Below are 22,484 nucleotides of genomic sequence, written 5' to 3'. Positions count from 1 at the left end.
GCCCGTTCAGCTTCCGCTCCTGCGTGCGAGGCCGGGGGAAACGTCCTAAGCTGGGGAAGTGTGAAAAACCAGCCGAGAGTTCTTGCCATCGTCCTAGCCGGCGGGGAAGGGAAGCGCCTGTTTCCGCTGACCGCCGACCGCGCCAAGCCCGCAGTGCCCTTCGGCGGTAACTACCGCCTCATCGACTTTGTCCTGTCCAACCTCGTCAACGCGGGGTACATGCGTATCGCGGTGCTGACCCAGTACAAGTCGCACTCGCTCGACCGCCACGTCGCCACCGCGTGGAACCTGTCGGGGCCGACGTCGCAGTACATCGCCTCCGTTCCCGCGCAGCAGCGCCGCGGCAAGCGGTGGTACAGCGGCTCGGCGGACGCGATCGTCCAGTCGCTCAACCTGATCTACGACGACATGCCGGACTACGTCCTCGTCTTCGGCGCCGACCACGTCTACCGGATGGACCCCTCGCAGATGGTGGAGGACCACATCCGCTCCGGCAAGTCCGCCACCGTCGCCGGCATCCGCGTCCCGCGCGCGGAGGCGACGGCCTTCGGCTGCATCCAGGCCGAGGACGACGGCACCGTGACCGAGTTCCTGGAGAAGCCCTCCGACCCGCCGGGCACCCCGGACGACCCGGAGGTCACCTTCGCCTCCATGGGCAACTACGTCTTTTCCACGGAGGCCCTCATCAAGGCCCTGCTGGAGGACGAGCAGAACGAGGAGTCCTCCCACGACATGGGCGGCGACATCATCCCGTACTTCGTGAACAAGGGCGAGGCGAACGTCTACGACTTCTCCCAAAACGAGGTTCCGGGGGCCACGGAGCGCGACCAGGGTTACTGGCGCGACGTCGGTACCGTCGACTCCTTCTACGAGGCCCACATGGACCTCATCTCCTCGCACCCCGTGTTCAACCTGTACAACAAGGCGTGGCCGATCCACTCGACGGAGGACAGCAACCTCCCGCCCGCGAAGTTCGTGCTGGGCGGCATCGCCCAGGAGTCGATCGTCGCCTCCGGGTCGATCGTCTCGGGCGCGACGGTGCGCAACTCGGTGCTCTCCACCGACGTGCGCGTGGAGGAGGGCGCGACCGTCGAGGGTTCCGTGCTCATGCCGGGCGTGCGCGTGGGCAAGGGCGCCGTGGTGCGACACGCGATCCTGGACAAGAACGTCTACGTCTCCGACGGCGAGATCATCGGCGTGGACCACGAGCGCGACCGCGAGCGCTACACGGTCTCCGATCAGGGCGTCGTCGTGGTGGGCAAGAACCAGGTGGTTTAGCGCCGGGTGAGCAGGGTGATCCCGCCGTCGAGAGGCAGGCGGGTCACCAGGGCCCCCTCATCCGCCGCAAGCTTGTCGACGTCACCCCCCGCCGCCCGGGCCGACTCCGTGTCGCGGTCGCGGCGCGTCGGGTCGGCCACGGTGCCGTCGAGAAGCGAATCGGCGATGACGAGGGTGCCGCCGGGGGCGAGCAGCGGCCAGGCGGCGTGGACGAGCGCGGAGAGGTCGACCGGGGCGACGTCCGCGTAGACGAGGTGGTAGGAGCCGGGGGCGAGGCGGCTCATCACGTCGAGCGGGCGCGCGGTGAGGAAGCGCGCCCGGGACGCGGTGAAGCCGCCGACCTTGAACGCCTCGCGCGCCCCCGCCTGGTGCTCGGCCTCCGGGTCGATGCACGTCAGGGTGGCCTTGTCCGGCAGGCCGTTGAGGATGTGCAGCCCGACCACGCCGGCGGCGGGGGTGACCGCGACAGCGCCGTGGGCCGACGCGCCCGCGGCGGCGAGCGTGCCCATGAGGGCGCCGACCGCGCTGCCGGGGGCGGAGAGGAAATTCTCCTCGGCGTGCGTGCGCGCCTGCTCGAGGCCCCGGTGGAAGTCCGACTCGCCGCGGCGGGTGTGCTCGGCGATGTAGTCGTTCATGGTGCTGAAGGCGGAATCAATGGCGGAATCACTCACGCCTGCAATCATAGGCGGAGTGCCGCACCGTTAGCGGATTGTTACTTCCTCGCAGGGTTTTCCGGGGGAGTTTTCTGGTGTTTGCCACGCGGGTTTGGAATGATTGTTTGCATGCCAAACGACCCGGACGACCCGGCGCGCGCCTCCGCCCACACCCCCGACGCCATCGAGCCCGCCGCGCTCGGCGGGACCGCCGCTTTCGACGCGGGGGAGGGGGACATGCCCTCGTGGGCAGAGCTCGTGACCGAGCACGCGGACAGCGTCTACCGCCTCGCCTTCCGCCTGTCGGGCAACCAGCACGACGCGGAGGACCTGACCCAGGAAACCTTCATGCGCGTCTTCCGCAGCCTGAAGAGCTACCAGCCGGGCACGTTCGAGGGGTGGCTGCACCGCATCACCACCAACCTCTTCCTGGACATGGTGCGCCACCGCGCCAAGATCCGGATGGAGGCCCTGCCGGAGGACTACGAGCGCGTCCCCGGCACCGAGATGACCCCCGAGCAGGTATACACCGCCTCCAACCTCGACCCGGCGCTGCAGCGCGCCCTCGACTCCCTGGGCCCCGACTTCCGCGTCGCCGTGGTTCTGTGCGACGTCGTGGGCATGAGCTACGAGGAGATCGCCGAGACGCTCGGGGTAAAGATGGGCACCGTACGCTCCCGCATCCATCGCGGCCGCGCCCAGTTGCGCCAGAGCCTGGAGCAGCAGGCGCGCGAGGACGCCAGCGCGCGCGAGCTCATCCGCGTGCGCTGAGAGTGCCCGTCGCGCGTGCCCGGACACGGGCAAAAGGGGTATAAAAGGGGCAAACGGGGCGCCGGCTGCGGCGCCGCAGCACGGAGAGCCCGAGCCAGGAAAGGAGGCCCTCGCCATCGACATCAGGTTGCCGGGGATGCCCGCCCCCAAACTCGCGCGCGCGCGCCGCGAACAGTTCAGCCCCACCGACCACCTCAGCACCGAGGCGATCGCGGCGTTCGCCGACGGGGAGCTCTCCGACCACGCCGCCCGCCGCGCCCGCACCCACATCGTGCAGTGCGAGGAGTGCCACCTCGAGGTCCACATCCAGCGCTCCGCCGCAGCGCGCCTGCGCACCTGCGCCGCCGACGAGTCCCTCCGCGCGCCGCAGACCCTGCTCGAGCGGCTCCAGCGGGTCGGGGAACAGGTCGCCGGGGCGGACGAGGGGGCGTCGACAGGCGGTGCGCGCGGCACCGTGGAAGCCGCTCTGCGCGCGATTCGGCGGCGCGGGTAAGGTGTAAGCCGTGTTTTCCAGCATTGGATGGGGAGAGATCTTCTTCATCCTCATCATCGGCCTCATCATCATCGGCCCGGAGCGCCTGCCCGGCGTGATCCAGGACATCCGCGCGGCGATCTACGCGGCGCGCAAGGCTATCACCAACGCCAAGCGAGAGCTCGAGCTCGACTCCGGCTTCGAGGAGTTCGAGGAGTTCCGCAAGCCGCTGGGCACGGTCACCGAGTACGCGGCGCTGGGCCCGAGAAGGGCCATGGCGAAGGTGCTTTTCGACGACCCCGACGCCGACCCCCTCGCCCCCTCCGCGCNTGTGAGGGCAAGCATGTGGAGCACACACGTGACGACGCATGCCGAGAGTGTGTGTAGAGAGTAGTCATGCCTTTTTTTAGATGACTCGGCCACCACCGGGATCTAGACAGCGTAGATCGTCGGCAGCGTCAGATGTGTATAGGAGGCAGGCGGACATCACCTAGCCTGCGGCTAGCGGCTCACCCCGAGGTTGAGGCTCTTGCCCGCGAGCGAGTCGCGGCGCACTTTGAGCCTCGAAGCGATGCCGTACAGCGCTGCCGCGGCGGGGGAGTCCGGCTCGGAGAGGACAACGGGCGTGCCGTCGTCGCCGTGCTCGCGAAGCTTCGGGTCGAGGGGGACCGAGCCGAGCAGGGCCACCTCGTCGTTGTCGGTCAGCGCGGTGAGGCGCTCCGCGACCCTTTTTCCGCCGCCCTCGCCGAAGATGTTCATCACGGAGCCGTCGGGCATGACCATGCCCGCCATGTTCTCCACCACTCCCGCGATGCGCTGCCCGGTCTGCTGCGAGATCGTGCCCGCGCGCTCGGCGACCTCGGCGGCCGCGGCCTGCGGGGTAGTCACGATGATCAGCTCCGCGTTCGGGATGAGCTGGGCCACGGTGATGGCCACGTCGCCTGTCCCCGGGGGCAGGTCCATGAACAGCACGTCCAGGTCGCCCCAGTAGACGTCCGAGAGGAACTGCTGGATCGCGCGCGTCAGCATCGGCCCGCGCCAGACAACGGGGGCGTTGCCCTCGACGAATTGGCCGACGGAGATGTGGCGCACCCCGTGGCTGATCGGCGGCATGATCATGTCGTCGACCACGGTGGGCGAGGCGCCGGCGGAGCCCATCAGACCCGGGATGGAGTGGCCGTAGATGTCGGCGTCGAGGATGCCCACGGTCAGCCCCTGGGCGGCCAGCGCGGTGGCGAGGTTGACGGTGACGGAGGACTTGCCCACGCCGCCTTTGCCGGAGGCCACCGCGTAGACGCGGGTGCGCGTGTCGGGGTCCGCGAACGGGATCTCGGGGGTGGCCTGCGCTCCGCGCAGCTTCGCGCTGAGCGCCCGGCGCTGCTCGTCGCTCATGGTGTGCATCGTGACGGTGACCGCCCCGACGCCGTCGAGGTCCTCGAGGACCGCGCGGGTGTTGGACTGGATGGTGTCGCGCATCGGGCAGCCGGCGATGGTGAGGTAGATGCCGACGGCGACGTCGGCGCCGTCTATGGCGACGGACTCGACCATGTCCAGCTCGGTGATGGGCTTGCCGATCTCGGGGTCCTCGACGCGGCTCAGCGCCTCGCGGACGCGCTCTTCGGTGATGGGGGTGCTAGTAGACATCGCGACCAATTATAGGCCCCGCCTGCCCTGGAGAGGTAGCGTGGAGGGCACCGCACAAAACTCATGTGAAGGAAGTGGATATCGTGTCACAACCACTGGGAGGGCCCGCAGGGCTCGGTCCGCGGCCGGACCTCACCCGCCCGAGCGGCTGGCCCGTCGGCAGCTTCGGCACCTACGAGGAGGCCCAGCGCGCGGTTGACGGCCTGGCGGACCAGGCCTTCCCCGTGCAGAACCTCACCATCGTGGGCGTCGACCTCATGCAGGTGGAAAACGTCACCGGGCGCCTCACCTGGCCCCGCGTGCTCGCAGGGGGAGCGGCCTCGGGTGCCTGGATGGGCATCTTCATCGGCTTGCTCTTCGCCCTGTTCGCGATGCCCGGCGAGGGCTGGGCCGTTGTCTTCTGGTCGCTGCTCATCGGCGCCGGCTTCGGCCTCGTCTTCGCGGCGATCAGCTACGCCCTGACCGGCGGCAAGCGCGACTTCTCCTCCGCCACCTCCATCGTGGCGGGGCGCTACGACGTGCTCTGCGCGCCCGAGACCGCACCCCGCGCGCGGGACGCCATCGCGCAGATGGGCTTCGGCGGCGGCACCGGGGCCGTCGAGAAGTGACGGCCGCACGCGAATGGCTGGCGGCGACGGGCCTCGTCGCCGCCTCCGTCGTCGCCGCGCTGGGCATCACCTACGCCGCCGAGGCCGCCCCCGCGCAGAGCGCGGGCGACACCAAGCGCGAGGCCATCTCCATCGGGGTGGACACCCGCTCCGCAGAACAGATGGTCATCGGCGAGATCTACAACCAGGTGTTCCTGGCGCTGGGGCGCGACTCGGGCGTCAACGCCGTGAAGCTCCGCGACGCCGCCAGCGCGGTGGACATCGTGCGGGAAAGGCGGGCCGACCTCGCGCTCACGTGCACGGGGCTGATCCTGCACCAGCTCGACCGCGCGGCGGCCACCGCCCTGGCGGAGGAGCTCGGGGGAGCGGACAAGGTCACGGGCGCGGCCGCGGCCTCGGAGAAGACCTACGCCGCCGCGGTGGGCACCCTGCCCGGCAGCGTCATGACCGTCGACCCCTCCCCAGCCCAGGGCTGCTCCTCCGCGACGAAGGCGGGGAGGAACGAGGGCGCGCTGCCGCAGAACATCATCCCGGTGTTCGAGAAATCCCTGTTCACACCCCGCGAGCTCCAGCGCGTCAACTTCATCACCCGCGTGCTCAGCACGAAGGACATCGAGGAGATGGCCCAGGACGTCGAGGCGGGCACGCCCGTGCGCGAGGCCGTCTCGACCTGGCTCATGGAGTACGCCAGCATCAGCGTCTCCGACGAGAAGAAGGAAGACCAGACGGAGGCGACGCAGCAGCAGCCCCCGGTGTAGACCGGTGGGGCGTCGAGAAGCGAAAAAGAGGAACCGGGCCGGTCCGCGCAACCGCGGGCCGGCCCGGTTTCGTCGGGTCAGCTACTTGGCGAAGGCCTCGTCGATGACCTGCTTCTCCTCCATCTGGTGGACCTTGGCCACGCCGGTCGCCGTCGTGGACTGCGAGCGGCGGGACACGCGCACCATCTCGGGCATGTCCTCGATGAGGTTGCGCAGGTGCTCGTTGTAGAACGGCCACGCGCCCTGGTTGGCCGGCTCGTCCTGGACCCAGCGGATCTGCTTCGCGTTCGGGTAGTTCGCGAAGGCGTCGCGCAGGCGGTTGAAGGGGATCGGGTGCAGCATCTCCACGCGGACGATCGCGACGTCGTCGCGCTTGTCCTGCTGGCGGCGCTTGTCCAGCTCCCAGTAGATCTTGCCGGAGCACAGGATGATCGTCTCCACCTTCGAGTGGTCCGCGCCCTCGACCTTCTTGTTGCCGCGGGCGACGAAGTTCGGGTCGTCGATCACGGACTGGAAGCGCTCGACCTCGATGAAGTCGGAGGGCTGGGAGACGGCGGCCTTGTTGCGCAGCATCGACTTCGGGGTGAAGACGACCAGCGGGCGCTTCATCTCGCCGAGAGCCTGGCGGCGCAGCAGGTGGAAGTGGTTCGCCGGGGTCGACGGCTGGGCGATGGTCATGGAGCCCTCGGCGACCAGCTGCAGGAAGCGCTCGATGCGGGCGGAGGAGTGGTCCGGACCCTGGCCCTCGTAGCCGTGCGGCAGCAGGGCGATCAGGGAGGACAGCTCGCCCCACTTCGTCTCGCCGGACGAGAGGTACTCGTCGATGATCGTCTGGGCGCCGTTGGCGAAGTCGCCGAACTGGGCCTCCCACGCGACCACGGCGTCGCCGTTGCCGATGGTGTAGCCGTACTCGAAGCCCATGCCCGCGTACTCGGTCAGCGCGGAGTTGAACACCTGGAAGCGGCCCTCGTTGCCGGCGTCGATGGCGTTGGCGTCCAGCGGGTTGAGGGCGTCGCCGGTCTCCGGGTCGTAGATCACGGCGTGGCGCTGGGTGAAGGTGCCGCGCTGGGAGTCCTCGCCCGCGAGGCGGACGAACTTGCCCTGCTCCGCCAGCGAGCCGAAGGCGAGCAGCTCGCCCCAGCCCCAGTCGATGTCACCGTCCTCGAAGGAGGAGCCGCGCTTCTTCAGCACCGACTTCAGGCGCTTGTTCGGCGTGAACTCCTCCGGAAGGTCGCGGTAGGACGCGGCGAGGCGCTTGAAGGTCTCCTCGGTGATGTTGGTGTCCAGGCCGCGGGTGAGCTTCTGGGCCTCGGTGATGCCGGTCTGCTCGCTGGGCTTGCCCTCGTTCGCCTTGACGTCCGAGAAGACGGAGTCGAGCTGGTCGTGGAAGTCCTGGGCCGCGATTTCGGCCTCTTCCTGGGTGATGTCGCCACGGCCGATGAGGTCGTTGGTGTAGCGGGTGCGCACCGAGGGGTGGGACTGGATCTGCTCGTACATGAGCGGCTGGGTCACCGTCGGGTCGTCGGCCTCGTTGTGGCCGCGGAGGCGGTAGCAGATGAGGTCGATGAAGACGTCCTTGCCGAACTCGCGGCGGTACTCCGTGGCCAGCTGGGCGACCCACGCGGCCGCCTCCGGGTCGTCGCCGTTGACGTGGAAGACGGGGCAGTCGAAGCCCTTGGCCAGGTCGGTGGCGTAGTAGGTGGAGCGGCCCGAATCCGGGGTGGTGGTGAAGCCGATCTGGTTGTTCACCACGATGTGGACGGTGCCGCCGACGGTGTAGCCGTTCAGGTTGGACAGGTTGAGGGTCTCCTGCACGATGCCCAGGCCGGCGAAGGAGGCGTCGCCGTGGAGCATGATCGGCACGACCGGGTTGTCGGTGCGGCCGGCGGTGTGCTTGAGGTGGTCGGCCTTCGCGCGGGCGATGCCGACGAGGACCGGGTCGACGGCCTCGAGGTGGGAAGGGTTGGCGGCCAGGGAGACCTTGATCTCGCCGTCGCCAAACATCTGGATGTGCTCGCCCTCGAAGCCGAGGTGGTACTTCACGTCGCCGGAGCCGCCCTGCTGGGCGGACTGCATGTTGCCCTCGAACTCGTTGAAGATGGTGGCGACGGGCTTGCCCACGATGTTGAACAGCACGTTGAGGCGGCCGCGGTGTGGCATGCCGATCACGACCTCCTCGAGGCCCTGGCCCGCGGCGGTGTCGATGACGGCGTCCATGAGCGGGATGAGGGTCTCGGCGCCCTCGAGGGAGAAGCGCTTCTGGCCGAGGTACTTGGTCTGCAGGAAGTTCTCGAAGGCCTCGGCGGCGTTGAGCTTCTGCAGGATGTACTTCTGCTCGGCGTTGGTCGGCTTGGGCATGCCGGCCTCGACGCGGTCGCGCAGCCACTCGCGCTCGTCGCGGTCGAGGACGTGGGTGTACTCGGCGCCGACGTGGAGGGTGTAGGCGGCGCGCAGGCGCGAGATGACCTCGCGCAGGGTCATGGTCTCCTTGCCGCCGAAGCCGCCGACGTGGAAGGTGCGGTCGAGGTCCCACAGGGTCAGGCCGTGGGTCTCCATGAGCAGGTCGCGGGCGTCCGGCTTGGGCAAGCCGGGCTGGTGCCAGCGCAGCGGGTTGGTGTCGGCGATGAGGTGGCCGCGGGAGCGGTACGCCTCGATCAGCTGCATGACGCGGGTGTCCTTGTTGATGCCCGAGTTCGGCAGGTCCTGGGCCCAGCGCAGCGGGGCGTAGGGGATCTCCATCGCGGTGAAGATCTCGTCCCAGAACTTGTCGTCGATGAGCAGCTGGGAGATGTCGCGGAGGAACTCGCCGGACTCGGCGCCCTGGATGACGCGGTGGTCGTAGGTGGAGGTCAGGGTCACGAGCTTGCCGACGCCAAGCTCCGCCAGACGGTCCTCGGACGCGCCCGCGAACTCGGCGGGGTAGTCCATCGCGCCGACACCGACGATGGTGCCCTGGCCGGCCATGAGGCGGGGGATGGAGTGGCGGGTGCCGATGCCGCCCGGGTTGGTCAGCTGGATGGTCACGCCCTGGAAGTCGTCCATGGTCAGCTTGCCCTCGCGGGCGCGGTCGACGATGTCCTCGTAGGCGTCGACGAACTCGCTGAAGGAGAGGCGCTCGCACTCCTTGATGGCGGCGACGACGAGGGAGCGGGAGCCGTCCTTCTGGGGCAGGTCGATGGCCAGGCCCAGGTTGATGTGCTCCGGCTGCACCGCGAAGGACTTGTTGCCCTCCTCGCGGTAGCTCTTGTTCATGTCCGGGTGGAGCTTGGTGGACTGGATGATGGCGTAGCCGAGGATGTGGGTAAAGGAGATCTTGCCACCGCGCGTGCGCTTGAGGTGGTCGTTGATCAGGGCGCGGTTCTCGAACATGAGCTTGACCGGCATGTCGCGCACCGTGGTGGCGGTGGGCACGCTCAAAGACTCGTTCATGTTCTTCGCGATGGCGCGGAACGCGCCCTTGAGCTGCGTCTCGCCGGGCTCGACGGACACGGAGCCGACCTTGTCCAGCGGGGAGACCTTGGGCTTCGGCAGGGTGGCCGGGGACTTCTTGGTGGTGTCCTTGGCTGCCTCGTCGACCTTGGTCTGGCGGCCGTCCTGGCTCGGCGCCGCGGTGGAGGAGGCGACCTTGGGCTCGGTCTTTGCCTTGGCAGCCTGCGGCGCCTGCGGCGCGGGGGTGACCGAGGCGGTGCCTTCCGCGGTGGCGGGCGAACCCTGCTTCTCGAACAGCTCGCGCCACTCCTTGTCCACGGAGCTCGGATCCTCCTTGTACTGCTGGAACATCTCGTCTACCAGCCAGTCATTCTGGCCGAAAGTGTTGTCGCTGCTCACGGCAGGTGCTCGCCTCTCTTCTTGGGTGATGTAAAGCGCTAACTTTATCGACTCTAATTGTCCGCCGCGAGCGAGCGCTAACTCGCTCCCGGCTTTCCCTCGGGCGCGCGCACGACCCACCCCCGTTAGCGGTTGATGGACCACATGCGGGCGTACGCCCCGCCCCGGTTGAGAAGGGCTTCGTGGGAACCGTCCTCCATGATACGTCCTTTATGTATGACGAGTACGCGGTCGGCTCTCGCGGCGGTTGCCAGGCGGTGCGCGACGATGACGGAGGTGCGCCCGGCGGTGGCCTGCTCGGTGGCGTCGAGGACGTCGCGCTCGGTGGCGGGGTCGAGGGTGGCGGTGGCTTCGTCGAGAAGCAGCAGGTCGGGCTCGAGCATCTCCGCGCGCGCCAGCGCGATGATCTGGCGCTGCCCAGAGCTCAGCCCGCGGCCCCTTTCGCCGACGGGTTGGTTGAAGCCGCCGGGGATGGCGGCGATGACGGGCAGGGCCCCGATGCGGGCCACCGCGGCCTCGATCTCGGCATCGGTGGCGGAGTCGACGCCGTAGGCGATGTTCTCCGCGACGGTGCCGGGGAAGAGGTAGGTCTCCTGCGGGACCTGCGCGACGGCGCGGCGCCACTGCGCCAGCGGGAAGCGCGCGATGTCCTCCCCGGAGGCTCGCACGGTGCCGCGCACGGGGTCGTAGAAGCGGGCAATCAGCTTCACGACGGTCGACTTGCCCGCCCCGGTGGGTCCCACCAGCGCCACCGTCTCCCCGGCGCGCAGGGTGACGTCGAGGTCGCTCAGCACGGGCTGCGCCGCCGGGTCGTAGGCGAAGGTGACGCCGGAGAGCCCGATGGCGCCCCGGGCCGCATCCGCGGCCCCGCCGTGGCGCCCGGTGTCGGGAACGGTGGTGCGCGTGTCGAGCAGCTCGGTGATGCGCCCGAAGGAGATGGTCGCCTGCTGCCAGGAGTCGAAGATCTGGCCCAGCTGCTGGATCGGCCCGTAGAGCTGGCTCAGGTACATGGTGAAGGCCACGAGCACGCCGACGCTCAGGTCGCCCTCGGCCACGCGGGCGCCCCCGACGGCGATGATGACCGCCGTCATGATCTGCGAGATCGCCTGCATGCCCGGGAAGTAGGTGGCCACGAGCGCGGCGGAGCGCACGCGGTAGCGCCGGTAGGTGTCCGACTCCGTCTCGAAGTGGTCCTCGGCGCTGCGCTCGCCCAGGTGCATCTGGGTGGTGCGGATGCCGCCGATGAGCTCCGCGAACTCGCCGTTGACCGCGGAGATCTGGGTGCGCGCGGCCTGGTAACAGCGCTTCGACAGGACGCGGAACACGGCGGTGGCGGCGGCGATGAGGGGCACGGCCGCCAGCGCCACGAGGGTGAGCCTGCCGTCGGTGGCCACGAGCATGAACGCCACGCCGACGAGCGTGCCGGTGGACACGATCGCCTGGGCAAGGCCCGTCTGCAAAAACCCGGAAAGCGTGTCGATGTCCGTGGTCATGCGCGTCATGATCCGCCCGGAGAGGTGGCGCTCGAAGTAGGCCAGGCCGAGGTGCTGCAGGTGGGCGTAGCTGCGCAGCCGCAGGCCGTAGAGGAGACGTTCGCCGGCGCGCGAGCTGAGCACCGTCATCAGCGCCTCGCTGGCCCACGCCGCCGCCACCACCGCCAGGGCGAGGCCGCCGACGCGCCACAGTGTCGCTGTGTCACCCGGTTCGATGCCGCGGTCGATCGCGGCGCGCACGAGGGTGGGGAAGGCGAGGTCCGCCAGCACGCCGACGATGAGTAGCGCCACCGTCGCGGCGATGAGCCACTTCACCGCGCGAAACAGCGCGGGCACGGAGAAGGGGCGGTTCGGCTCCCGCAGGGCCGCGGCGTCGATGCGGGGTTGCTCGCGGGCCGGTGGCAGGGAGGCGACGCGCTCGCGCAGCTTGGGGGTGGCGGTGATGGCGCGGCCGTGCCCGCCCGTGGGCAGCACGACGCGCTCGCGTGCGGGGCGGGCCACGTCGGGCCAGAGCTCCGCCCGCGTGGGCCCGGGCCGCTCGGTCTCGGCCGGCGCGGCCTGCGGCGCCATGACGCGCCTGTAGGCCGGGTCCGCCTCGATCTCGCTGCGCGGGCCGGCGGCGACGACGCGTCCGGCCTCGACCACGGCGACCCGGTCGGCGCGGTCCACGGTGGACTGGCGGTGGGCCACCGCGATGACGGCCACGTCGCGCAGGTGGGCTCGCAGGTTGTCCAGGATCGTCGCCTCGTTCTCGGCGTCGATGGCGCTGGTGGCGTCGTCGAGCACGAGCACCGCCGGGCGCGACATGAGCGCCCGGGCCAGGGCGATGCGCTGGCGCTGCCCGCCCGACAGCGTCAGGCCGCGCTCGCCGACGAGGGTGTCGTAGCCGTCGGGGAGGCGCTCGATGAATTCGTCGGCGCGGGCCAGCCGCGCTGCCTCCGCGACCTGTTCGTCCGTCGCGGCGCCGCCGGGCGCGCCGAGCGCGATGTTGTCGCGCACCGAGGAGGAAAACAGGAAGGCCTCGTCGAACACGCAGGTCACCGTGGAGCGGATCGCCGCGGTGGAGAGGGTGGAGTAGTCGGTGGCGTGTGAGTGGGCGTCGAGAAGCGAGATGCTTCCCCCCTCGGGCTCGTAAAACCCGCCGGCGAGCTGGGCCGCCATCGACTTGCCCGCGCCGGCCGGGCCGACGAGCGCGAGGAACTCGCCGGGGCGGACCTCGAGCGAGAAGCCGTCGAGGACGCGGTGGCCGCCGGTGGAGAAGCGCACGCCGTCGAAGCGCAGGCCCGCGGGTCCCGATGGGGGTCCGGCCGGGTGGGCCGGATCGTTGCGGCGCGGGCGCAGGGCGAGGACCTCGCCGAGCCTGTCCACGGAGCTGCGGCCCATCTGGAGGCGCACGTACTGGTTGGTCAGCATGCTCATCATGCTGGTCATCGAGGTGAGGTACGAGGTGAAGGCGACGAAGCCGCCGACGGAGATGCCCCCGCGGATTGCGGTCACACCGCCCGCGACGATGGTGATCACCAGCGCGATCTTCGGCAGCTGGCTCAGCACCGGCTGGAAGCGCGCCGTCAGCCTCGCCGCGCGCATCTTCACCGCGTAGAGGTCGCGGCTGAGGCGGTCCAGCTCGTCGATCGCGCGCTCCTCCCGGCCGAAGGCCTTGACCACCCGCACGCCGGAGACCGTCTGCTCCACGTGCGCGGTCAGATCCGCCGCGGACTGCTGGTTGACCCAGGTGGCGGCGTAGAGCGCGGTGCGCGAGCGGTTCGCCTCCCACAGGATCAGCGGCAGCAGAGCCAGGGAGAGCAGGGTGAGGCGCACGTCCATGAGGAACATCGCGGCCAGCGTCACCGCCAGCTGCAGCGCGCGCGTGAAAAACATCGGCAGGGTGGCCAGCACCATGTGGAACTGGTTGAGGTCCGAGATGGAGCGCGAGACGATCTGCCCGGTGACGATCTCGTCCTGGCCCGGGCCGTCGAGGCGCTGCAGGGTGCGCAGCAGGCTCACCCGCACCCAGTGCTGGCTTTGCGACGCCAACCGCCCCGCCGACCAGCGCCGCACCCAGGACATCGCGTACGTGAGCAGTGCCACCCCCACCATCGCCCAGGCGATGCGGGCGACGGAGCCGGGCACCTGGCCGGTGGCGACGTCGATCGCGCGGCCCGTCAAGGCGGGCAGAGCCACCTGCGCGACGGCCGCGACGGCGGCCGTCGAGAAGGCGAGGGCGGCAGTCGCCCGGTTGGCGGACAGCGTCCGGGTGAGAAGCGAGCGCCCGCGCTGCGCGGTCGAACTATCTGGCACTGAGCTGGGCCTGCCTTTGCTTGTCGGGGGTGTTTACTTCTTGCGGCGGAACAGTCCCTTCTTTCCTTCCTCGGGCTGCGGGGCCTCGGCTGCCTCGGAGCCGTCGCGCCCGTCGCGCCCGAAGGCCTTGTTGACGAAGTCAAGGAAGGTCCGCGGGCTCAGGGCGTCCTTGAGGGAACCGTCGGACTTGGCGGGCAGCTCGCTGGAGAAGTGCGCCGGGATGGGCCCGAGGCTGGGGGAGACGTTGTCGACGATCGCCGCCGCAAGCTTGCGGTTGGCGCCCACGCCCGCCAGGGCGCCGAGGCCGAGGGGAAGGAGCTTGCCGATCCAGGCCTTGCTGATCTTGCGCCGGACCTGCTTGAGTGCTGCGCGGGTGAGGATGTTGTTCGCCTCCACCAGCGTCGGGCCGGAGAAGCGCGACAGCGTGGCGGCCGTCGGCAGCTTCTTCGTGTTCTCGCCCAGGAGGGTGTCCACGACGGCCAGGCCCTTGGAGCCGGTCAGCGCCACGAGCACGATGGCGCGGCGGCGCTCGGGGTCGGAGATCTCCACTCCGCGCAGGTAGGCGCTGGCCACCGTGTAGAAGGCGGCGATGTCGAGGAAGAGCACGGACTCGCCGGCCACGGCGGCCGCCCCGGTGATGAGCCCGATGCCCGGCACGGCCGCCGCCGCGCCCGCGCCGGCCCCCGTGCCCGTGACGGCGTTGCGGAAGTGCTTGTCCATGATCTCCTGCACCTGCGCCGGCGTGGCGTCCGGGTTCTGCCGGCGCACCCAGTCCACGTAGGCGCGGATCGGGCCGGACTGCAGGTGGACCGCCTTGTCCACCGCTGCGATGAAGGCGCGCCCGATCGGTCCCGCCTCGCGCTCCAGTGCGGCGGCGTCGGAGCTCAGCGCGTCGGTGATGATGCCCTGCACCTCCGGGTCGGTGCCGGGGCGGGTGGTGGTGTGTCGCCCGAAAGCCATGGTGTCCTCCTGTGGGGTCCGTGTAGGGGAGAGGGGAAATTCAATCAGGCGTGCGCCTGTAGTGTCCAGCACCCAGGAAACACGATTCATTCCCTCCCGGCACTCCCATGGGGCTGTGCCCGAGCTCGCAGGGACTGGAGCGGCGCCTCTGGCTACCCTGGGGTGCATGGAGTCTGCTGCGGGTCCCGTCGCCCCGACTTCGGCGGGGGCGGTGCGGGGTGTCGTCGATGAGCGCACCGGCGTGCGCACGTGGCGTGGCATCCCGTACGGCGACGACACCTCGGGCGTGCACAGGTTCCGCGCGCCCCGCCCCGCCCGGCCCTGGAAAGGCGTGCGCGACGCGAGCGCCTACGCCGAGCCCGCGCTGCAGGGCACCTTCGGGTGGGGCGATGCCGTCTACGGCACGGAGGACTGCCTCACCCTCGACGTGGTCCGCCCGGACAGCGACGACGTTCTGCCCGTCGTCGTGTATTTCCACGGCGGCACCTTCGTCACCGGGGCGAGCCACGAGAAGGTGCTGCAGGGGCACAACCTCGCTGTCACCACCGACGTCGTCTACGTCTCCGTGAACTTCCGCCTCGGCGTTCTCGGCTACCTGGATTTCCGCTCGCTCGGCCACGACTGCGTGGCCAACCCCGCTCTTCTGGACCAGATCCTTTCCCTGCGGTGGGTCAAGGACAACATCGCCCGCTTCGGCGGGGATCCGGGCAACGTCACGATCATGGGCGAGTCCGCCGGGGGAGCGGCCGTGGCCCACCTCATGGCGGCACCCGCCGCGCGCGGCCTGTTCCACCGCGGCATTGCCCAGTCGGCCCCCTGCGCCAGCGTCCACTCGCGGCTGCAGGCGGCCATGTGGGTGCGCACGCTTATCGACGGCATGGGCCTGTCCCGGCTGACCACCCTCGACGAGCTGCGCGGCGAGGACGCCCGCGAGCTCGTTCGCGTCGGGCAGTCGATGCTGATCAACAGCCGGGAGATCACCCAGTTCAACACCGCGTTCATGCCCACCGTGGACGGGACGACCCTGCCCGCGCACCCGATCGACGCCTTCGAGGCGGGCGAGCAGGCGCCGGTTCCGCTGATCATCGGCACGAACGCCGACGAGGCCAGTTTTGCCAAGGCGCTGTACCAGACGTCCAAGGCGAGGACGAGGGCCGCGCTGCGCGCGCTGGAGGTGTTCGACTCCGCGAACGCGCACCGCGTCCTGGAGGCCTACGGCCACGCGGAGGGGCGCGGGGATTTCGCCGAGCTCATCGCGGACGCGGTGTTCTGGGCGCCTTCGGTCATGCTCGCCACCGCCCACCGCCGAGCGGCGGCGACGTGGATGTACCGCTTCGACTACGCTTCGGCGACGATGCGGCGGCTCGGCCTGGGCGCGATGCACACCGCGGACCTGGTCGCGGTGTTCGGCGATCCGCTGGCCACGCGCGCCTCCAAGATCGACCGTTTCAGCTCGCGGGCGGGCCTGGACGACATCAGCAGGGCGATGCAGTTCCACTGGGGTTCCTTCTTCCACACGGGCGCGCCGGGGGAGGAGTGGCCGCGCTACGGCTTCCGCTGCGACGACATGCCGGGCCGGGCGACTGCGGTGTTCCGGGACTCGTTCCGGGTGGAGTACGACCCGAAGGCGGAGCAGCGGCGGGCGTGGGAGGAGTTCGACATGCGTGAATGGGGGACGAACCGGGAGGACCTGGTGGAGTCGCTCGCTGCCTTCTTCGATGTTTCCTCCGCTGAGACGGCGCAGGAACGGGTTCGTGGCTAGGCTGGGGCGGGTCGAGACTCGACGGGCAGGCCGTCTCCGCGCGGGGCGGGCTCTCCTTAACACCTTTGGAAGGACTTTGGTGCGCCATGAGCTTTTTCGAGGACATCGCCGCCGCCCTTGACCGTGAGGGAATCGAATCGCGAGTGCACGACGAGACCATGTTCGTGCCGATCACGGCGGACGTGGAGATCCAGTTCGTTGAGGTTGACCCGCACTTGCCCGCCGCAAACGTCTACATCGCCGCCGCGGACGTGGACGAGGACGACGAGGAGTTCGAGGCCGTGTTGGTCTCCGTCGTCTTCTCCGTGGAAAGCGCCGTGGCGACGGTGGCGGAGCACATGGCCACCGACGAGGTGGTCACGGTCCTGCGCGACCTGCTCGAAGGGACGGACGAGCGCATCGCTGACCTGGAGTTTTTCCAGGACAGCGTGAACAGCCAGCTCGTGCGCGCCGAGGTGGGTGAGAGCGCGGAGCTGCAGGTCCTGGTCGAGGTGGTGGAGGGCGAGCCGTGCGCCTCGGTGTCGTTCGTGGCCCTGTCCGACAACTACGACGACCTGATGGGCGACGCAATCGGGGAGCTGTGGGAGTCCGACGGCGACGCCGAGCTCACCGACGAGGACCGGGCGCGGCTGTTCGAGACCATCCACACCGAGGCGATCTCGGAGGCGGAGGTGCTCGACCTGGGCCGCTTCGCCGACTTTGACAGGCTTTTCGACGTCCTCTCGCTCGCCGCGGACCAGGCCGAGGACTGGGAGGCCCAGCTGCTGCCGGTCGAGGACGACTTCGACGAGCCCGACGTCTACGACATCTTCGGGGAGGACGACGGCGAGTTGCTGGACGACGACCCGGCCGAGGGGGACGACGCGGTGGACGCCGAGGACGCGGGCGCGCACTTCGCGGCGCAGCCCGAGGCCGGACCCCAGGCCACGGCGAGCCGCGACACCCGCACCGAGATCGACCCGGCCGCGGAGGACCCGGACCAGGACGAGGTCTAGTCTCGTCTCCGCACCCTACGCCGCCGAGAGCCCCTGGAACATGGAGGCGGGGGAGAGGACGGGCGCGTAGGTGGCGTCGACAAGCCAGACGTAGCTTGTGGCCCGCGAGCCGGGAAGCTCGTGGACGGCCCGGAGCGAGTCCGGGGAAACGAGGCAGCGGATCCACGCCTCGTTGACGGCGGGGTCCGCCGGCATCCCGGAGGGGTCCGTCACGCGCAGCTCGATGATGTAGGCGGGCACGTGGGTTTCGCCGTAGCCCTGGATGCGGGCGCGGGCGCGCGGCCCCACGCGGCGCCGGGTGACGGCGACCGTGAGAGAGGCGGATCCTCCCACACGTGGGAGCTTTTTGACGGGAGGGCGCCACGAGGCCGTGGAGCGGGCCAGGGAACGGGGGTGGCGGATGATGGAACGGAGGGCGTCGACCGTCGGCGCGTGCTCGCGGGAGATCTCCCTCGCGAGGCCCTCGGCGGAGATCTGCTGGGGCACGGTCTGCGGGGTCAAGGTCTGCTGGGGCATGTTGTTCTTCGTCATGGCCCCGAGGTTAGAAAACCGGTTCGACATGAACGGTCCCAATATCGAACAAATGTGTGGTATTGGGCAGGTGATTTGCCGCCGGGGCTAGGGTGTAGGTGAAATGACAACAGCAGATCCCTCCGCCGGCGCGGCTCCGAAGATCCCCACGACAATCTGGGTGCTCGCCGCAGCGGCGTTCATCATCGCCCTGGGCTACGGCTTCATCGCCCCGATCCTCCCGCAGTTCACCGCCAGCTTCGGCGTCTCCCTCGCCGCCGCCGGCGCGGTGGTCTCCGTCTTCGCGGCGGCCCGTCTGATCGGCGCTCCCGGAGCCGGGCTTCTCGTGGACAGGCTGGGCTCGCGCCCCGTCTACCTCACCGGCCTGTTCATTGTGGCGGCGGCGACCTTCCTCGTGGCCTTCGCCCAGGCCTACTGGCACATCTTCGCGCTGCGCTTCATCGCGGGATTCGGCTCGACCATGTTCACCCTGTCGGCCCAGGCGCTCATCGTGCGCGTGACGCACCCGAGTATCCGGGGCCGCGCGAATGCGCTCTACGCCTCGGCGTTCCTGCTGGGCAACATCATCGGGCCCGTCATCGGGGCGGCGCTGTCCTTCCTCGGTTTCCGCCTGCCCTTCGCCGTCTACGGCATGGGCGTGGCGGTGGCGGCCGTGATGGTGTGGGCGGCCACCTCGACGCCGCGCGGCCGGGCGGTGCTGCCCGCGAAGCTGCCGCCGATGCACGTGCGCGAGGCGCTCGCCATGCCGACCTACCAGAGCCTGTTGACCTCGGCGTTCACCAACGGCTGGGCGAATTTCGGCGCGCGCGTGTCCGTGCTGCCCCTTTTCGCCGCGGCGGTTTTCGCCAACGGCGGGGCGGCGGCCGGCCTGGCCTTGACGGCCTACGCGCTGGGCACTGCGGTGACCCTGCAGTTCTCGGGCCGGCTGGCGGACCGGCACGGTCGTAAGCCGCTCGTCGTCTCCGGCCTCGTCGCCGTGGCTGTGTTCACGGGTTGCATGGGATTCGCCACGACCTTCTGGTCGTTGATCATCGCCTCGGCGCTCGCCGGAGTGGGAGGTGGGCTGATGAACCCGGCGCAGCAGGCGGCGCTGGCGGACATCATCGGCAACCGGCGCTCCGGCGGCACGGTGCTGTCCACCTTCCAGATGACGCAGGACGCCGGGGCCATCTTCGCGCCGATCGTGGTGGGTATGCTCGCGGAGCGCTACGGTTTCGCGGCGGCCTTCGCCTCCTGCGGGGTGATCGCCGCGCTTTCCCTCGTCGTCTGGCTCACCCGCGGCCAGGAAACCCGCACGTTAAGCACCCAGGGCATCAAGGAGTAACAATGCGCGTTATTTTCGACTGCGACCCCGGCATCGACGACACGCTGGCGCTGGTCTACCTCACCGCCTGCCACCACGAGCGCCGCATCGAGCTGGAGGCGGTGACCACCACCTCCAGCAACGTCGAGGCGGCCCAGTGCGCCGCCAACGCGGCGTGGGTGCTCGGTCTGTGCGGCCTGCGCACCATCCCGGTCGCCGCCGGGGTGCCGGGCCCGCTGGTCCACGAGCTGACCACCACCCCCGAGACGCACGGGGAGACGGGCCTGGGCTACGCCAGCGCCCCAGAGCGCTACGTGGAGAGCGACTGGGACGCCCTCTGGGTCGACGCCATCGAGCGGGGGACGGATGACCTCCACCTCATCGTCACCGGGCCGCTGACCAACCTCGCGGCCTTCCGCCGCCTGCACCCGGAGCACTTCGCGCGGCTGCGCCACGTCACGGTCATGGGAGGGGCGTTCAACTACCCGGGCAACACCACGCCGAGTGCCGAGTGGAACTTCTGGGTCGACCCCCACGCCGCCCGCGAGGTCTTCGCGGCGGCGCCGGCGCCGGTGACGGTGTGTTCGCTGGGGGTGACGGAGCGGATGCTGCTGGATCCGGACGGGCTGGAGCGGGTCGTCGAGAAGCTTGGGCCGGCCCCCGCGGCCGGGTACCTCCCCGACATCCTGCGGTTCTACTTCGAGTTCCACGAGGAGGTGGGCGAGGGCTACCGCGCCCAGATCCACGACCTGCTGACCTGCGAGATCGCCCTCGGGGCCGTGCCTTACGACGCCACCTCCACCGCCGTGGACGTCGAGGCCGACTCGGAGCTGATGCGCGGCACCTCCGTCGCTGACCTGCGCGACGTGTGGGGCAGGGAGCCGAATGCCCTAGTAGTGACGGGGGCGGACGTCGATAAGGCGTGGGCCGAGTTCGAGCGGGCCTGCGGGGTGCATGCGCGCTTCTTCGGCGGGGGCGCGGACGAGCTCGACGCGGTGCGCCACGCGCGCGCCGAGGACTGAGCCCGGCGTTGTAGAACCCGGCCTGCTACACTTTCCGCGTTCGGGCCCGCCGAGGTGACATAGGCGGGCGGATTCGACCCGCCCATTGGAGTGCTCTATGTCGCAGACCACCGACCTCACCGCCCCGCAGTGGACCCCGGCCCGGCGGGCGCTTGCCGCGCTCGGCGCGGGGTTCATCTTCGCCACCTGGCTCTACATCGTGCTCGTGCGCCCGGGCGACTGGGAGAACGTCACCTCCTCGCGCGAGGGGCTCGTCACGCTCGCGGGCTACGGCCTCGGCACCGTCCTGCTGCTGGCGGCGGCGCTGCCCACCCTGCCGGCGCGCACGATCGGGCTGATCCCGATCGCCATGATCATCAACTCCGTGGTCGGCCAGATCGTCGGCTCGATCGGCCTGCCGCTCTACCTGGACAGCATCGGCACCGTGCTCGTCGCCGCCCTGGCGGGGCCGGTGGCGGGGATGGCCACGGGCGCGCTGAACAACGTGGTGTGGAGCCTGTTCACCCCCGCGGCGCTGCCGTTCGCGGCGGGCGCGGCGCTGGTGGGCTACCTCGCCGGGGTGTTCATCCACAAGTTCGGGGCGTTCCGCAACGCGGGCTTCGCGGTCGTGTCCGGCGTGGTCCTCGGCATCGTCGGGGGAATGGTCGCCGCGCCCGTGGCGGCCTTCGTCTACGGCGGCACCTCGGGCGTCGGCACGGGCGCGGTGGTCTGGCTCTTCCGCGAGATGGGGGCATCGCTGCTGCAGTCGGTGACCTTCCAGTCCTTCGTCTCCGACCCGCTGGACAAAGCTCTGGTCATGCTCATCGTCTTCGGGGCGCTGAAGGCGATGCCGAAAAAGACGGTGCGCTCCTTTTCCGCGCTGGGCGAGAACGAACCGGCGTGAACCCGCTGACCGCCCTCTCGCTCGCGGCGAGCGGGTGGATCGCCGTGCTGGGCGTCAACCACCCGGCGTTCTCGGCGGCCGTGGCGCTGGCGGCCGTGGCGGCGGGGACGGCGCGCACCCGCAGCGCGAAGGTCGCGCTCGCGGTGCTGGCCCTGTCGCTGCCGGCGGCGCTGTCGATGGCGCTCGTGCACGCCCCCTACGGCGAGCACCGGATCGCGCCTCTGATCACGGCGGACGGCCTGGCGGTGGCGGGGGAGCTGTCCCTGCGCTTCGCCGCGCTCATGTCCTGCTTCCTGGCGGCGATGGCCTTTGTGAGCGTCCCCGAGCTGGTCAAGGCGCTGCAGGCCCTGCCGGGCGGCAACCGCCTGGCCTACATCGCGGGCTCGGCGCTGCAACTGTTTCCCCAGGGCGCGGCGACGGTGCGCGCGGTGCGTGACGCGAACCGTCTGCGCGGGCGTCGGATCAACGCCCGAACGGTCGTGCCGCACGTGGTCCTGCCGGTACTGGCGGATCTGCTCTCCAGCGGCGCGAACCGCGGCTTCGCCCTCGAGACGGCGGGCTACGACCTGCCCGGTTCCCGCACGGTGCTGCGCCCCGCCCCGGATTCCGCGCTGCAGCGCGCGGTGCGGTGGGCCGCCCCGCTGGTCGCGGTGGGGGTGGTCCTGTGGACATAGGGCTGATCGAGCGCGCCGGGCGCGTGGTCCAGGTGGTGGGCGACTCGGGTTCGGGCCTCAGCCTGCTCGCCAGGCACCTGCACGAGCGCCTGCCGCGTGTGGCGGTGATGCGCCAGGACGCCGTCTCGCACGTTTCCTACCTGCGCGCCACGGTGGTCGAGGAGGTCTGCATCGGCCTTGAGCAGCGGGGAGTGCCGCGCGCCGAGATGCAGCGCCGGGCGGGGGAGATGCTGGCCCGCGCGGGGCTCGACGGCCTCGCCGAGCGCGACCCGGCGACCTTATCGGGCGGCGAGACCCGCCGCCTCGCCTTCGCCTGCGTGGCCATCCTCGAGCCCGACACCCTCGTCCTCGACGACCCCTTCGCGGGCCTCGACGCCGCCTCCGCCCGCCGCATCGCCGGCGTCCTGCGCGAATCTGCGGCGAGGGTGGTCCTCCTCGGCCACCAGTACGTCGAGGCCCGCGAAGGGGTCGTCGAGGACGAGGCCCCTTCATAACCCCGACCCTGCCGCCGCTCCCACCACCACCACCCCCGGCGCGAGCCGTACAACGAA

18 protein-coding genes and 1 pseudogene are annotated in these 22,484 nt (G+C 70.2%); 13 read left to right on the top strand and 6 right to left on the bottom strand.

The genetic code is table 11. The annotated features are described in order from the left end of the window. Positions 1-60 precede the first annotated feature (60 nt). Positions 61-1,278 carry a glucose-1-phosphate adenylyltransferase gene (gene glgC / locus DYZ02_RS02635; RefSeq protein WP_115684870.1) on the top strand — a complete coding sequence of 406 codons (1,218 nt, stop codon included), beginning with the start codon at positions 61-63 and terminating at the stop codon, positions 1,276-1,278. Here the strand turns inward: glgC and DYZ02_RS02630 are convergent. After that, positions 1,275-1,934, bottom strand: coding sequence for an O-methyltransferase (locus DYZ02_RS02630; protein ID WP_425451032.1), 660 nt, complete (start codon positions 1,932-1,934; stop codon positions 1,275-1,277). The genes glgC and DYZ02_RS02630 overlap by 4 nt on opposite strands. 126 nt (positions 1,935-2,060) lie before the next feature. On the opposite strand from DYZ02_RS02630, the gene sigE reads away from it, so the two are divergent. The 3 genes and pseudogenes from sigE to DYZ02_RS02615 all read left to right on the top strand — a co-directional run. After that, positions 2,061-2,702, top strand: a complete 642-nt coding sequence (sigE, locus tag DYZ02_RS02625) for an RNA polymerase sigma factor SigE (RefSeq protein ID WP_245945571.1) — start codon at positions 2,061-2,063, stop codon at positions 2,700-2,702. Positions 2,703-2,838: 136 nt separating this feature from the next. Continuing rightward, complete coding sequence (locus tag DYZ02_RS02620) at positions 2,839-3,195, top strand: zf-HC2 domain-containing protein (protein WP_115684869.1); 357 nt, start codon at positions 2,839-2,841, stop codon at positions 3,193-3,195. A 10-nt stretch (positions 3,196-3,205) separates the two neighbouring features. Beyond that, positions 3,206-3,472, top strand: a pseudogene (locus tag DYZ02_RS02615) (twin-arginine translocase TatA/TatE family subunit); the annotation flags it as partial. 203 nt (positions 3,473-3,675) lie between these two features. Here DYZ02_RS02615 and DYZ02_RS02610 read toward each other — a convergent pair. After that, entirely contained in the window at positions 3,676-4,818 is a 1,143-nt protein-coding gene (locus DYZ02_RS02610; RefSeq protein WP_115684868.1) for an Mrp/NBP35 family ATP-binding protein, read from the bottom strand. Positions 4,819-4,826: 8 nt separating this feature from the next. Between DYZ02_RS02610 and DYZ02_RS02605 the strand changes: the two genes are divergently transcribed. Together DYZ02_RS02605 and DYZ02_RS02600 are read left to right on the top strand one after the other, a co-directional pair. Then, complete coding sequence (locus tag DYZ02_RS02605) at positions 4,827-5,426, top strand: YflT domain-containing protein (RefSeq protein WP_425451030.1); 600 nt, start codon at positions 4,827-4,829, stop codon at positions 5,424-5,426. Further along, entirely contained in the window at positions 5,423-6,184 is a 762-nt protein-coding gene (locus DYZ02_RS02600; protein ID WP_115684867.1) for a hypothetical protein, read from the top strand. Before DYZ02_RS02605 ends, DYZ02_RS02600 begins: the two co-directional genes overlap by 4 nt. An 81-nt stretch (positions 6,185-6,265) precedes the next feature. On the opposite strand, the gene DYZ02_RS02595 is transcribed toward DYZ02_RS02600, so the two are convergent. From DYZ02_RS02595 to DYZ02_RS02585, 3 genes are all read right to left on the bottom strand, one after another. Further along, positions 6,266-10,012, bottom strand: coding sequence for a multifunctional oxoglutarate decarboxylase/oxoglutarate dehydrogenase thiamine pyrophosphate-binding subunit/dihydrolipoyllysine-residue succinyltransferase subunit (locus tag DYZ02_RS02595; RefSeq protein ID WP_115684866.1), 3,747 nt, complete (start codon positions 10,010-10,012; stop codon positions 6,266-6,268). A 125-nt stretch (positions 10,013-10,137) separates the two neighbouring features. Next, a complete protein-coding gene (locus tag DYZ02_RS02590; protein ID WP_115684865.1) occupies positions 10,138-13,803 on the bottom strand; it encodes an ABC transporter ATP-binding protein in 3,666 nt (1,221 codons plus the stop codon). A 33-nt stretch (positions 13,804-13,836) separates the two neighbouring features. Further along, entirely contained in the window at positions 13,837-14,763 is a 927-nt protein-coding gene (locus DYZ02_RS02585) for a hypothetical protein (protein WP_181896871.1), read from the bottom strand. Between the two features lie 166 nt (positions 14,764-14,929). Between DYZ02_RS02585 and DYZ02_RS02580 the strand changes: the two genes are divergently transcribed. Further along, positions 14,930-16,525 carry a carboxylesterase/lipase family protein gene (locus tag DYZ02_RS02580; protein WP_115684864.1) on the top strand — a complete coding sequence of 532 codons (1,596 nt, stop codon included), beginning with the start codon at positions 14,930-14,932 and terminating at the stop codon, positions 16,523-16,525. Positions 16,526-16,611: 86 nt separating this feature from the next. Continuing rightward, positions 16,612-17,520: a hypothetical protein gene (locus DYZ02_RS02575; RefSeq protein ID WP_115684863.1), complete on the top strand. Its 909-nt coding sequence runs from the start codon at positions 16,612-16,614 to the stop codon at positions 17,518-17,520. A gap of 15 nt (positions 17,521-17,535) precedes the next feature. Here the strand turns inward: DYZ02_RS02575 and DYZ02_RS02570 are convergent, their stop codons facing one another. Next, the gene (locus tag DYZ02_RS02570) at positions 17,536-18,051 is read right to left on the bottom strand and encodes a hypothetical protein (RefSeq protein WP_245945560.1); all 516 of its coding nucleotides are present in this window, start codon (positions 18,049-18,051) and stop codon (positions 17,536-17,538) included. A gap of 103 nt (positions 18,052-18,154) precedes the next feature. On the opposite strand from DYZ02_RS02570, the gene DYZ02_RS02565 reads away from it, so the two are divergent. From DYZ02_RS02565 to DYZ02_RS02545, 5 genes are all read left to right on the top strand, one after another. Then, positions 18,155-19,375 (top strand): MFS transporter, encoded by a 1,221-nt coding sequence (locus tag DYZ02_RS02565; protein WP_115684862.1) that lies wholly within the window; start codon positions 18,155-18,157, stop codon positions 19,373-19,375. Positions 19,376-19,377: 2 nt separating this feature from the next. Next, positions 19,378-20,376 carry a nucleoside hydrolase gene (locus DYZ02_RS02560; protein WP_115684861.1) on the top strand — a complete coding sequence of 333 codons (999 nt, stop codon included), beginning with the start codon at positions 19,378-19,380 and terminating at the stop codon, positions 20,374-20,376. A 97-nt stretch (positions 20,377-20,473) separates the two neighbouring features. Beyond that, positions 20,474-21,259 (top strand): ECF transporter S component, encoded by a 786-nt coding sequence (locus DYZ02_RS02555; RefSeq protein WP_115684860.1) that lies wholly within the window; start codon positions 20,474-20,476, stop codon positions 21,257-21,259. After that, positions 21,256-21,933 (top strand): CbiQ family ECF transporter T component, encoded by a 678-nt coding sequence (locus DYZ02_RS02550; RefSeq protein ID WP_115684859.1) that lies wholly within the window; start codon positions 21,256-21,258, stop codon positions 21,931-21,933. Before DYZ02_RS02555 ends, DYZ02_RS02550 begins: the two co-directional genes overlap by 4 nt. Next, a complete protein-coding gene (locus tag DYZ02_RS02545) occupies positions 21,924-22,427 on the top strand; it encodes an ATP-binding cassette domain-containing protein (RefSeq protein ID WP_181896870.1) in 504 nt (167 codons plus the stop codon). The genes DYZ02_RS02550 and DYZ02_RS02545 overlap by 10 nt, the downstream gene beginning before the upstream one ends. The last annotated feature ends 57 nt before the right edge of the window (positions 22,428-22,484 follow it).

The sequence above is a fragment of the Corynebacterium senegalense genome (assembly GCF_900411315.1).
Classification (GTDB): Bacteria; Actinomycetota; Actinomycetes; order Mycobacteriales; family Mycobacteriaceae; genus Corynebacterium; species Corynebacterium senegalense.
Note: the sequence above shows the minus strand (reverse complement) of the source record. Positions and strands in the feature narration are given on the sequence as shown.

Excerpts from the sequence above, each read along its gene's own strand:
- sigE (WP_245945571.1), top strand. The coding sequence starts at position 2,061 with ATGCCAAACGACCCGGACGACCCGGCGCGCGCCTCCGCCCACACCCCC.
- DYZ02_RS02620 (WP_115684869.1), top strand. The coding sequence starts at position 2,839 with ATGCCCGCCCCCAAACTCGCGCGCGCGCGCCGCGAACAGTTCAGCCCC.
- DYZ02_RS02610 (WP_115684868.1), bottom strand. The coding sequence starts at position 4,818 with ATGTCTACTAGCACCCCCATCACCGAAGAGCGCGTCCGCGAGGCGCTG.
- DYZ02_RS02585 (WP_181896871.1), bottom strand. The coding sequence starts at position 14,763 with ATGGCTTTCGGGCGACACACCACCACCCGCCCCGGCACCGACCCGGAG.
- DYZ02_RS02580 (WP_115684864.1), top strand. The coding sequence starts at position 14,930 with ATGGAGTCTGCTGCGGGTCCCGTCGCCCCGACTTCGGCGGGGGCGGTG.
- DYZ02_RS02575 (WP_115684863.1), top strand. The coding sequence starts at position 16,612 with ATGAGCTTTTTCGAGGACATCGCCGCCGCCCTTGACCGTGAGGGAATC.
- DYZ02_RS02570 (WP_245945560.1), bottom strand. The coding sequence starts at position 18,051 with ATGACGAAGAACAACATGCCCCAGCAGACCTTGACCCCGCAGACCGTG.
- DYZ02_RS02565 (WP_115684862.1), top strand. The coding sequence starts at position 18,155 with ATGACAACAGCAGATCCCTCCGCCGGCGCGGCTCCGAAGATCCCCACG.
- DYZ02_RS02560 (WP_115684861.1), top strand. The coding sequence starts at position 19,378 with ATGCGCGTTATTTTCGACTGCGACCCCGGCATCGACGACACGCTGGCG.
- DYZ02_RS02555 (WP_115684860.1), top strand. The coding sequence starts at position 20,474 with ATGTCGCAGACCACCGACCTCACCGCCCCGCAGTGGACCCCGGCCCGG.